The sequence below is a fragment of the Phaeovulum sp. genome, assembly GCF_030684035.1.
GTDB lineage: Bacteria > Pseudomonadota > Alphaproteobacteria > Rhodobacterales > Rhodobacteraceae > UBA6213.
This window is the reverse complement of the sequence record NZ_JAUXPI010000026.1, coordinates 1-11,339: the sequence shown is the minus strand read 5'-3', so window position 1 is coordinate 11,339 and position 11,339 is coordinate 1. Positions and strand designations below refer to the sequence as shown.

The 11,339-nt window shown below is 62.7% G+C and carries 10 protein-coding genes and 1 pseudogene; 2 read left to right on the top strand and 9 right to left on the bottom strand.

Annotation, left to right across the window (positions count from 1 at the left end; all coding sequences use genetic code 11):
• Positions 1–100: 100 nt before the first annotated feature.
• The 9 genes from Q8J98_RS06705 to Q8J98_RS06665 form a co-directional block, all read right to left on the bottom strand.
• Positions 101–1,477 (bottom strand): AIPR family protein, encoded by a 1,377-nt coding sequence (locus tag Q8J98_RS06705; RefSeq protein WP_305293685.1) that lies wholly within the window; start codon positions 1,475–1,477, stop codon positions 101–103.
• Position 1,478: 1 nt separating this feature from the next.
• On the bottom strand, positions 1,479–3,134 hold the full coding sequence (gene ettA, locus Q8J98_RS06700) for an energy-dependent translational throttle protein EttA (protein ID WP_305293684.1): 1,656 nt from the start codon (positions 3,132–3,134) through the stop codon (positions 1,479–1,481).
• A 73-nt stretch (positions 3,135–3,207) separates the two neighbouring features.
• Positions 3,208–3,681 (bottom strand): CAP domain-containing protein, encoded by a 474-nt coding sequence (locus Q8J98_RS06695; RefSeq protein ID WP_305293683.1) that lies wholly within the window; start codon positions 3,679–3,681, stop codon positions 3,208–3,210.
• A 102-nt stretch (positions 3,682–3,783) separates the two neighbouring features.
• Complete coding sequence (gene rimO / locus Q8J98_RS06690; protein ID WP_305293682.1) at positions 3,784–5,151, bottom strand: 30S ribosomal protein S12 methylthiotransferase RimO; 1,368 nt, start codon at positions 5,149–5,151, stop codon at positions 3,784–3,786.
• Positions 5,152–5,192: 41 nt separating this feature from the next.
• A complete protein-coding gene (locus Q8J98_RS06685; protein WP_305293681.1) occupies positions 5,193–6,065 on the bottom strand; it encodes a DMT family transporter in 873 nt (290 codons plus the stop codon).
• Between the two features lie 8 nt (positions 6,066–6,073).
• On the bottom strand, positions 6,074–7,123 hold the full coding sequence (locus tag Q8J98_RS06680) for an ABC transporter ATP-binding protein (RefSeq protein ID WP_305293680.1): 1,050 nt from the start codon (positions 7,121–7,123) through the stop codon (positions 6,074–6,076).
• Positions 7,124–7,906, bottom strand: a complete 783-nt coding sequence (locus Q8J98_RS06675) for an ABC transporter permease (RefSeq protein ID WP_305293679.1) — start codon at positions 7,904–7,906, stop codon at positions 7,124–7,126. It lies immediately after the preceding gene.
• Positions 7,903–8,778, bottom strand: coding sequence for an ABC transporter permease subunit (locus Q8J98_RS06670; protein WP_305293678.1), 876 nt, complete (start codon positions 8,776–8,778; stop codon positions 7,903–7,905). Before Q8J98_RS06670 ends, Q8J98_RS06675 begins: the two co-directional genes overlap by 4 nt.
• A 76-nt stretch (positions 8,779–8,854) precedes the next feature.
• Positions 8,855–9,958: an ABC transporter substrate-binding protein gene (locus Q8J98_RS06665; RefSeq protein WP_305293677.1), complete on the bottom strand. Its 1,104-nt coding sequence runs from the start codon at positions 9,956–9,958 to the stop codon at positions 8,855–8,857.
• Between the two features lie 446 nt (positions 9,959–10,404).
• Between Q8J98_RS06665 and Q8J98_RS14785 the strand changes: the two are divergent.
• Together Q8J98_RS14785 and dctP are read left to right on the top strand one after the other, a co-directional pair.
• Positions 10,405–10,680, top strand: a pseudogene (locus Q8J98_RS14785) (fumarylacetoacetate hydrolase family protein); the annotation flags it as partial.
• 101 nt (positions 10,681–10,781) lie between these two features.
• On the top strand, positions 10,782–11,339 hold a 558-nt coding region (gene dctP / locus Q8J98_RS06655; protein ID WP_305293675.1), incomplete at its 3' end, for a TRAP transporter substrate-binding protein DctP.

Below are 11,339 nucleotides of genomic sequence, written 5' to 3'. Positions count from 1 at the left end.
GCTCGCGCCGTGTCACCTTCTTCTTCATCGCATCGCGCAGGCCGGGAAAGGCGGGTTGTTTCAGCATCGGCAAGCCTCCTCGTGGGGATGCCCAAGCCTATCAGATCAGGCGGAAAGTGGCAGGTTTTTCAGACGTTCCTTTAGTAGCAAACTCCTTGCGAATGCCGCGATAATCTCTCGCGGCCCGGTTCGGTTGCCACAAATACATGGCCGCGATCGCTTTCATCAGGTCGCCAGGCTTGAAAATCCTCGTCCTCTCAACCTGAAGTTCTCGATACTGATTCTCACGCCGTTCAATGAAGATTGCATCGTCTGGCTTTTGCGCGCGGCAATACTCCTCGAGGTCTTTCATAAATGGGGAGAGCGCCCAAAACTGATCTTCCTTAACTTCGTTTTGCTTGTTGGTTCCAACAATAATAGAGGCAATGAAATCGGAATCGCTGCTAACAATAAGGCGAAAGGGAACGCTAATGTCTTTTGCTTTGTCGCCCGCAAGAAAGAGTATATTGGTTGTTTGGCATCCGTTAACGATCTGATAATCTTCTATTTTGAACGTATCACGCGTGCGAACAACCTCTCTTGCTATCACTGTAACGCCGTTATTTTTAAAGATAAATGACTTATGGTTGCCCGCAGAGATTTCTGCGAGTATAGACTGGTTAATCTCCGAAGTTGGGTTGAAGTCTCGTATGTTATCATAGAATACCGCGCGGTTTACCGCTCTCGGTTCTCCTGCGTCCGTTTCAAGTGTCGCAAGTTTCACTAGCTCTGGCGCAGCTATGAAACCAATAAATCCCTCTTGAACAGATTCATGCACTGGCAGGGTGATTGCTTTCGTAAATTCGATTGTACAAGAGATCGAATTGGTTGCTGCGCGATAGCCACCTTGAAGGTTTTTTGCTCCAAAGACTTGAACATCAATGGTGGAAAATAGACTAAGAGCATCCAGTCTGTCCTTGCTGGCTTCAATCAATTTCTGAATCGGCTCCGAAACCTGACCGGTCCCCGTCGTGCAATAGAAGCAACGAAGAGTCGGATTCGTCTTGCTCACCGAGCTGTAAATTAAGTCCTTTGCTTCGCGCAAATCCGAAATCTGAGGACTCTTCGCGAGTGACCCTAAAGTGAAAAAGTCATAAACGGCGTCTAGAAACTTGGATACGTCTCCGTATTCTACGGCCTCTGAGGTCTTTGACTGAAAGAAATGGAATTCGGCTATGTGATTGCGCCCAGTCGCCAGAGCGGCCTGCGCATCGTCGGTAGTCCTGCAAAGTTCGCCCTGAACAGTGATCGCGACGCCGTCCAGCCCAAATTCCACTCCCTTTAGATGCGCATCAAACGGGTTCAGATTTTGTGTCAGTAGGCCGTTTTCGACCGCGTGAATCGAAAACACTTCAAAATACTCTGTCTCGGTGAGTCGCTCCGCATGATTTCTAGATGAAAACTCTGAAAGCTGTGCTTTTATTACTGCGTGCATCATACTACCTCGTAAACTTCTTGTACTTCACCCGCTTCGGCTCGATCGAATCCGCCCCCAGCCGCCGCACCTTATCCTCTTCATAGGCTTCGAAGTTGCCCTCGAACCATTCTACATGCGCCTCGCCTTCGAACGCGAGGATATGCGTGCAGAGGCGGTCGAGGAAGAAGCGGTCGTGGGAAATGATCACGGCGCAGCCGGCGAAATCGTCGATGGCCGACTCCAACGCTTGCAGGGTTTCCACGTCGAGGTCGTTGGTGGGTTCATCGAGCAGCAGCACGTTGCCGTTGGAGCGCAGGAGCTTGGCCAGATGCACCCGGTTGCGCTCGCCGCCAGAAAGCACGCCGACCTTTTTCTGCTGGTCGGTGCCTTTGAAGTTGAAGGCGCCGCAATAGGCGCGGCTGTTCATTTCGAAATCGCCAAGGTGGATCACTTCAAGGCCTTCGGAAACCTCCTCCCAGACGGTCTTGAGCGGGTCGAGCGTGTCGCGCGACTGATCGACGTAGCTCAGCTGCACCGTCTCGCCAAGCGTGATCGTGCCTTCGTCGGGCTGCTCCTGCCCGGTGATCATCTTGAACAGCGTCGATTTGCCAGCACCGTTGGGGCCGATCACCCCGACAATGGCCCCCGGCGGCACGGTAAAGCTCAGATCCTCGATCAGAAGCTTGTCGCCCATGTGCTTTTTCAGCCCCTGCACGTCGATCACCTTGCCGCCAAGGCGTTCGCCGTTGGGGATGATGATCTGCGCATTGGCGACGCGTTCGCGCACCGACTGGTCGGCCAGTTCGTTGTATTTCTGGATCCGGGCCTTCTGCTTGGCCTGCCGGGCCTTGGCCCCGGCGCGGATCCAGTTGAGTTCGCGCTCCAGAATCTTCGACTTGGCCTTGTCTTCGCGGGCTTCCTGCAACACCCGCTTGGCCTTTTGTTCGAGCCATGCCGAATAGTTGCCCTCATAGGGAATGCCGCGGCCACGGTCCAACTCAAGGATCCAGCCGGTGATGTCGTCGAGGAAATAGCGGTCGTGGGTGACGATCAGGATGGTGCCGGTGTAGTCGATCAGGTGCTGTTGCAGCCAGGCGATGGATTCGGCATCAAGGTGGTTGGTGGGTTCGTCGAGAAGCAGCATCTCGGGCGCTTCCAGCAGGAGCTTGCAGAGCGCGACCCGCCGGCGTTCACCGCCCGAAAGGCTGGCGACCTCAGCATCATCGGGTGGGCAGCGCAGCGCCTCCATCGCGACATCGACCTGGCTGTCGAGATCCCAGAGGTTCTTCGCGTCGATCAGGTCTTGCAGGGCCGACATCTCGTCGGCGGTCTCGTCGGAATAATTCATCGCCAGCGCGTTGTAGCGATCAAGGATCGCCTGCTTGTCGGCGACGCCCAGCATCACGTTGCCGCGCACATCGAGGCTTTCGTCAAGCCGGGGTTCCTGCGGCAGGTAGCCGACGCGCGCGCCCTTGGCGGCCCAGGCCTCGCCCTGAAAATCGCGGTCCATTCCGGCCATGATCCGCAGCAAAGTGGATTTGCCGGAACCGTTGACCCCCACGACCCCGATCTTGACCCCGGGGAGGAAGTTCAGGTTGATGTTTTCAAAGCATTTCTTGCCGCCCGGATAGGCCTTTGTGACGCCTTGCATGTGATAGACATACTGATACGCGGCCATTTCTCGCTCCTGCCAGCCCTCGGTGTTCGGGGGCTATCTAGTCGAGATGCGCGGGCAGGGGAAGGGGCGGCGGTCAGCAGGGGTTGGCGAAAACCTGCACCCACCAGGGCCCGGCACCGCCCTGTGCCGGAACATAGCCGACGCCCAGCGCCTCGACGCTGCCGCGCAGGATATTGGCGCGGTGGCCCGAGGACTGCATCCATTCCGCCATGACCCGGCCGGTTTCGCGCCAGCCATAGGCGATGTTCTCGGCGGTGGTGCAGCTGCTCACACCGGCAGCGCGGACCCGGTTGCCGACCGAGCTGCCCGAGGAACCGCGGTGGTCGAAAAACCCGTTTGCCGCCATGTCGCAGGCGTGGCCCTGCGCGGCGGCATCGAGCCGCGCATCATGCGCCAGCGGCGCGCGGCCTTCGCGGGCGCGTTCGGCGTTGACCGCGGCAAGGATGGAGTTGGTGATCGCCAGCGAGGGGGCGGGGCATTGCAAGGCCGCGGTGGGCGCGGCAAACCCGAGCAGGACGGCGCAGCTGGCGATCAGCAGTTTCGACATGTTTGCGGGGGCCTTCGATCCGGTGATGGTGACACGCGCCTTTTACTGCCACATCGCGGCGGAAATGTGGAAGCGCAGAATGCAGGGCCTGCGGCTTTCGGCCTATTCCCGCTGACCCCAGAGGTCATACTCGCCCGCCTCGTCAACGGTCACCGTCACCAGGTCGCCCGGTGCCAACCCCTCAAAGCCTTCGTCGATAAAGAGATTGCCGTCGATTTCGGGGGCGTCGGCCTGGGTGCGGCAGGTGGCACCTTCGGCATCGACTTCATCGACGATCACTTGCAGCACTTTTCCGACCTTTGAGGCGAGTTTTGCTGCCGAAATCGCCTGGGCTTTTTCCATGAAGCGATCAAACCGCTCCTGCTTCACTTCGTCGGACAGATGATCGGGAAGCGCGTTCGAGCGCGCGCCTTTGACATTCTCGTATTGGAAACACCCCACCCGGTCGAGCTGCGCCTCGTCCATCCACTCGAGCAGGGTCTGAAACTCGGCTTCGGTTTCGCCGGGGTAGCCGACGATGAAGGTGGACCGCAAGGTGAGCTCGGGACACACCCTGCGCCATGCGGCGATTTCTTCGAGCGTTCTTGCCGCCGCGGCGGGCCGTGCCATGCGCTTCAGCGTTTCAGGGTGGGCGTGCTGGAAGGGGATGTCGAGATAGGGCAGCACGAGGCCATCGGCCATCAGGGGCACGAGATCGCGCACATGCGGGTAGGGGTAAACATAATGCAGCCGCACCCAGGCCCCGAGGCTGCCGAGGTCGCGCGCAAGATCGGTGATATGGGCGCGGTGGCCCTTTTCGGTCGCGTGCCTGAGGTCGAGCCCGTAGGCAGAGGTATCCTGGCTGATGACCAGCAACTCCCTGACCCCCGCAGCCACCAGCCTTTCTGCCTCGCGCAGCACGGCATGCGCGGGGCGGCTGACCAGTTTGCCGCGCATGTCGGGGATGATGCAGAATTTGCAGGCGTGGTTGCAGCCTTCGGAGATTTTCAGATAGCTGTAATGACGCGGCGTGAGGCTGACGGCGGTGGCCGGAAGCAGGTCGATGAAGGGGTCGGGGCTAGGTGGCACCACCGCATGCACGGCATCAAGCACCGCCTCATACTGGTGCGGCCCGGTGACGGCCAGCACCGAGGGATGCGCGCCGGTGATGAAGGCGGGCTCGGCCCCGAGGCAACCGGTCACGATCACCCGCCCGTTTTCTGCAAGCGCCTCGCCGATCGCTTCAAGGCTTTCGGCCTTGGCGCTGTCGAGAAAGCCGCAGGTGTTGACGATCACCGCATCGGCACCGCGATAATCGGGGCTGATCGCGTAGCCCTCGGCGCGCAGCCGGGTCAGAATGCGCTCGCTGTCAACCAGCGCCTTGGGGCAGCCAAGGCTGACCATGCCGATGGTAGGCTGGCCGGGGCGCGGCGCATCGGGCACCGATGCGCGGGCAAGGTCGGGGCGGAGGTTGGGCGGGTTCGGGCTCATGGCGCGCTCTATAGCCGGGGCGGCGGGCGCAGGGAAGCGTTTCACGCAAGCCGTGGCGCGTGGCGGGCCGAGACGGTGTTGGCGATGATCGCGGCAAGCACGATGCCGCCGCCGAAAAGCGTTCCGGTGCTGGCGGTTTCGCCCAGAAGCAGCCAGACCCAGAGCGGGGCCAGCAGCACCTCGAGCAGCGCCAGCAGCCCGATTTCGGCGGCGGGCAGGGAGCGGCTGGCAGCGGTGAAAAGCGCGAGGCCGAGCCCTGTCGAAAACGCGCCGATGGCGATGGACAGGATCATGTCATGCCCCGAGACGGCAAGCGTCGTGCCCGCAGCCAGCGTTACCGCCGCCGCCGCAAGTGCCGCGAAAATGCTGCCGATCAGCGTGGCGGGAAGCATTTCGGTTTGCCGCCCCCAGCGCAGGGCCACGGTGAAACCGGCAAAGCCCAGCGCCGAGAGAAGAGCGGCAAGGTTGCCCCAGCCTGCCCCCAGTGCCAGCCCCTCACGCACCATCACGAACACCCCAAGCCCGGCAAGCGCGATCGCCCCCCAGGTGGCCGGGCGCACCTTTTCGCCCAAGAGCGCCCATGCCAGCACCGCCGAGATCAGCGGCGCTGCGGCGAACAGAAACACCGCGTTGGCGATGCTGGTGGCCTGCATCGAATAGATCGCTCCGGCGAAGGCGAAGATCAGCGAGGCACCGCCGATCAGCCCCGGCAACCCGGCGCGCGCCAGCGCCCGCAAGGGTTTGCCGCCGGTTGCAAGGGCGATGGCGGCGAACAGGGTCGGGGCCATGCCCACCGAGCGCCAGAACAGCACTTGCCAGGTTGAAGCCGCCTCGATCTGGCGCAGGCCAAGGCCGAGCAGCGACCAGAGCGTCGCTGCCACCAGCACCAGCGCCGCACCTGCCCTGTAGCTCAAGATCGCTCCTATTCGCCGATCAGCAGAAGGTCGCGCGCGGCCAGCGACAGGGTGACTTCGGAACCGACCTTCGGCGGGTTGGCGTGCGAATCGTTGAAGGTGTCGAAGGCCAGCACCGCATCGCCGATTTGCGCGCGCAGGCGGATCACCGAGCCGAGGAAATCGACATCGACGATGCGCCCGGTCACTTCGGTCTCGCGCCCGGGCGCGGTGCCGAGGCTGACCATTTCGGGCCGCACCGCCAGCGTGACCGAGCCTTTGGGCAGCGCTCGCCCGAGCGTTGCCTCGGTGCCGCCGATGGAAACGCGCCCCGATGCGGGGTCAAGCACCTCGGCCTCCAAGAGGGTAAGGGTGCCGACAAAGTTGGCGACAAAGCGGGTGGCGGGGCGGTTGTAGATTTCAAACGGGGTGCCGACCTGATCAGCAATGCCCTGGTGCATGACCACGATCCGGTCGGACATGCTCAGCGCTTCTTCCTGGTCATGGGTCACATAGATCGTGGTAATGCCGAGCTTTTGCTGGATCGCCCGGATCTCGCCGCGCAAGCTGACGCGGATTTTCGCATCAAGCGCCGAAAGCGGCTCATCGAGCAGCAACACTTTCGGCCGCACCGCCAGCGCGCGCGCGAGCGCCACGCGCTGTTGCTGGCCGCCCGAAAGCTGGAACGGGTAGCGGTTGCCAAGGTCGGGCAGGCCGATGGTTTCAAGCATTTCGGCGACGCGCTCGGCGACCATGCCCTTGTCGGCCCCGGCGACCCTGAGCCCGAACGCGACGTTCTGCGCCACGGTCAGGTTGGGAAAGAGCGCGTAGGACTGAAACACCATGCCGATATTGCGCTGGTTCGGGCGCAGCCGCAGCATATCCTTGCCGTCGATGAGGATGGCCCCCTGCGAGGGGGTTTCGAACCCCGCCACCATGCGCAGCGTCGTGGTCTTGCCGCAGCCCGAGGGGCCGAGGAAGCTGACGAATTCGCCCTTTTCCACGCCAAGGTTGAAATCCTTGACGACCTTGGTGGGACCATAGGATTTTTCGAGGTGTTCGATATCAAGAAAAGCCATTCAGCGGGCCGCCTTCGTGTGTTTGGAGAACCGGGTGACAAGTTGGATCAGGCCCATGCAGGCCCAGGTGATGCCGAATGCGATCACCGCCAGTGCCATCGGTTCATAGGCGCGGTTGGCACCCATCAGTTGCAGGTAAGGCCCGAAGGCCGGGCGGTTCAGCAGCGCCGCAAGGGTGAATTCGCCGATCACGATGGCGAAGGTGAGGAAGGCACCGGAAAGCACCGCCACCAGCACATTTGGCAAGATCACCCGCGCAAGAATGGTAACCCAGCCGGCACCAAGGCTTTGCGCCGCCTCGGTCAGCGTCGCCACGTCGATGGTGCGCAGCCCGGTATCGACGGCGCGGTACATGTAGGGCAGGCTGAGCGTCGCATAGCCGAACATCAACAGCAGGTTGGTGCCGGTAGTGGTGCCGGTCAGCGGCAGCCAGCTTGAGGTGTTGTAAAGCCGGATGTAGCCAAACACGATGACGATGGCCGGAATGACCAGCGGCAGCAGGGTGACGAATTCGACATAGGGCCTGAGGCCGGGCAGCTTCAGGCGCACCCAGTAGGCGGTGGGCACCACCAGCAGAATGCCGAAGGCGATGGTCACCAGCGCCATTACCACCGAGTAGCTGAAGGTATCGCGAAAGCGCGGATCGGCAAGCACGGCGCGGTAGGCATCGAAGCTGTATTCGCCGCGCCGCATGGAAAGCGAAAATTCGGTCAGCCCGACCAGCGGCAGGATGAAATAGGCCATGCCGAAGGCCAGCATCAGCCATGCGAAAAGCCGCTTCATTTCAGCCACCTTTCGGAGCGAACGCGCAGCCAGATGTAGATGCCGTTGGCAATGCCGGTGACCACGATCATGCCGAAGGCAAGGGCGTAACCTAGATGCGGGTCTTGCAGCACGTCGCCGCGGATTTGCGCGAAAAGCAGGATCGGAACGATCGACATCGAGGAGCCGGTGAGCGCATAGGCGGTGGCGACCGCGCCGAAGGCGTTGGCGAACAGAAGCGCGAAGGTGCCGAGCAGCGAGGGGAACAGGATCGGCAGCGCGACCATGCGCCAGAACTGCGGACCGGACGCGCCGAGAATGTTCGCCGCCTCTTTCCATTCGCGCTTCAGCCCATCCAGCGCCGGGGTGATGATCAGGATCATCAGCGGGATCTGGAAGAAGACATAGGTGATGGTCAGGCCCCAGAAGCTGAGGATGGTAAAGCCCTCGGCGCGCAGGTTGATGCCGAACTGATCCATCAGCCACAGCGTCAGCAGGCCGCGCGGGCCGATGGTGGCCATGAAGGCGAAGGCCAGCGGCACCCCGGCAAAGTTGGAGGCGACGCCGGAAAAGGTCAGCACCGGGCTGCGAATCCAGCGCGGCAAGCCGCCCAGCACCACCGCCGCCGCCATGCCAAAGCCGATCACGCAGCCCAGAAGCGACGAGGCGACCGAAATCTTGATCGAAATCCAGTAGGAATTGAGAATCGAGGTGGTGAAAAGTCCCCTGATATTGTCGAACGTCACCTCGCCCGCCGCATTGCGGAAGGCCCCGAGCACGATGTTCATGGTCGGCAGGATCAGAAACAGCAGCGCGAACACCGCAAAGGGCACGATGCCGAGCCAAGTCAACGACAGACGTCGGCGCGGCGGCGCGGAAGGAATTGCGGTCATGCTGGGTCCGGGCGTTGGGGGACGGAAAAGCACCCGCCCCGGATGGCTCCGGGGCGGGCAGAGCGGTCAGACCCGCCTATTGAACGTTGGCACCGACCACCGCATCCCAACCGGCGGTGACGGCGGTCTTGTTGGCAGCCTGCTCCCCGAGCGTCGGGAAATAGGCGGCTTCATAGGCAGCGGCCGGCGGCAGGGCCGCCATCAGATCGGCAGGGATCTTGCCCGCCGCCGACATCGCGTTGAACCGCGCCGGGTGGCAATAGCCCTTGAGCCAGAGGTTCTGGCCTTCATCCGAATAGAGGTATTCCATCCAGAGTTTCGCCGCGTTCGGGTGCGGCGCATAGGCCGAGATCGCCTGCACATAGACGCCCGCGAGCACGCCCGTGGCGGGCACCACCACCTCGACCGGCGGGTTGCCCTTGAGGTTGTCGCGCGCTGAAAGGGCGTTGTAGTCCCACATCAGCACGATCGGGGTGGCACCCTGGGCCAGGGTTCCGGCCTTGCCGATGACCGGAACGAAGTTGCCTGCCTTGTTCATTTCAGCAAAGAAGGCGAGGCCCTTGTCGCCCGATTCCGCGCCGGCCATGCCGCCTGCGGCAAGGCCTGCGCCGAGCACCGCCAGAATTGCCTGGTTCGAGGCGCGCGGATCGCCGGCGAGGGCAACCGAGGCCTTGTATTCGGGCTTGAGCAGGTCCGACCAGTCGGTCGGCACATTGGCGACGAGGTCCTTGTTCACCATGAACGACATCACGCCGTAATAATCGCCGTACCAATGCCCGTCGGCATCCTTGATGCTGTCGGGGATCTCGTCCCAGGTCGCGACTTTGTAGGGCATCGTCAGCCCTTCGTCCTTGGCGGCCGGGCCGAAGGCCAGACCCACGTCGATCACGTCGGGGGCCTGCGGGCCGGTGTTGCCCTTGTTGGCGCGAATCGCCTCGACTTCATCGGCGGAGCCCGCGTCGGGGTTCAACTCGTTCACCGTGATGCCGGGATATTTGGCCTTGAAGCCAGCGATCACGTCGCCGTAGCCGCACCAGTCATGGGGCAGCGCGATGGTGGTCAGCATGCCTTCGGCATTGGCGGCGGCTACCAGCGCCGCCATGTCTTGCGCCTGCACAAGCGCGGTCGTGGACAGGAGCGCGGCAGCGCCCGCAAGCCAGTGCATCGGTTTCATCGTCATTCAGATATTCTCCCCGTTTTTTGGTGTCAGGGCCCGGATGGGCACGAGACCGCAATAAGCGCCTTTTGTGACGTGCAGACGACGCCGCGCCTTCGCTGGCGTCAGATTTGCCGCGAATCGCGGCGCTTGCAACAAGTCTGTTACATTTCCCCTGCGTTAGTTTCGGAGCCGGTTTTGCACGGCACCTGCGCCGTGTCGGATTAGTGTTTCATGTCAATTGGTTGCGCTACCACCCCGCGCGGGCTTTCACCACGGCTGAGGAAGCGATAGCGTCGCGGCAAATGGAGGCGCGGCCTGAAACCGCTGCGATACGGGGGGGCGGCGGGGCCGGCGCTGCCGGGGATTCTCGGAAGTGCGAGGCGGGTGCGCGACCTTGCAGAGGTGGTGCCGGATCTGGCGGGGGCGGGCTTTTGCCTGAAGCCCTTGCCCGGATTGCCGCGTCTCGCCCGCTCGGCCCCTGGCTGGTGACGCCGGACGAGGTGCCGGACCCGCAGGCGTTGCGGCTCTGGCTCGCGGTGGATGGGGTGACGCGCCAGCGGGGCACGACCGCAACCGGTGCGTTTGGCGTTGCCAATCGCTGCAACCAGGCGACGTGATCTCGGCCGGGCACCCCGCCGGGCGTGGGGATGGGGCAGAAGCCGCCGGTGTATTCGCGGGACGGGCAGGAGATGTGGCTTGGCACCCAGACCCAGCGGGTGCGGCAGGGCCGAGCACTGCCGTGACCGGGGCGCAAAAAGTGCGGGTTGCGCCGGTTATGGCAAAGCTGGACAGCCCGCCCGCGCCCCATATAGTGCGCGCGACCCCGAGGCCAAAGGAGCCCCCCATGTTTGCTCGCATTCTCGCCGCTCTGGTACTTGCCACCGGCCTTGCCTCCGCCGCCACCGCACAGGAGGTGACGTTGCGGCTGCACCAGTTCCTGCCCGCGCAAAGCTTCGTGCCTTCCGGCATCCTCGACCCATGGGCCGGACGCATCGAGGCTGCGTCGGGCGGGCGCATCAAGATCGAGATATTTCCGTCGATGCAGCTTGGCGGCAAGCCCGCCGATCTGGTCGATCAACTGATCGATGGCGTGGTCGATATCATTTGGACCCTGCCGGGCTATACGCCAGGGCGGTTTCCGCGCACTGAGGTGTTCGAGCTGCCGTTTCTCGTGGCCGATGCCGAATCCGCCAGCCGCGCCTACTGGGAAATTGCGCAAAGCGACATGATCGCCACCGATTTCAAGGATATGCAGATTCTCGGCACCTGGGTGCACGGGCCGGGGGTGGTGCATTCTTCGCGCCCAGTGCTGCGGCTGGAGGATATGGCGGGGCTGAAACTGCGTGCCCCCTCGCGCATTACCGCGCAACTGCTGGAAGGGCTCGGCGCGGTGGCGCTGGGC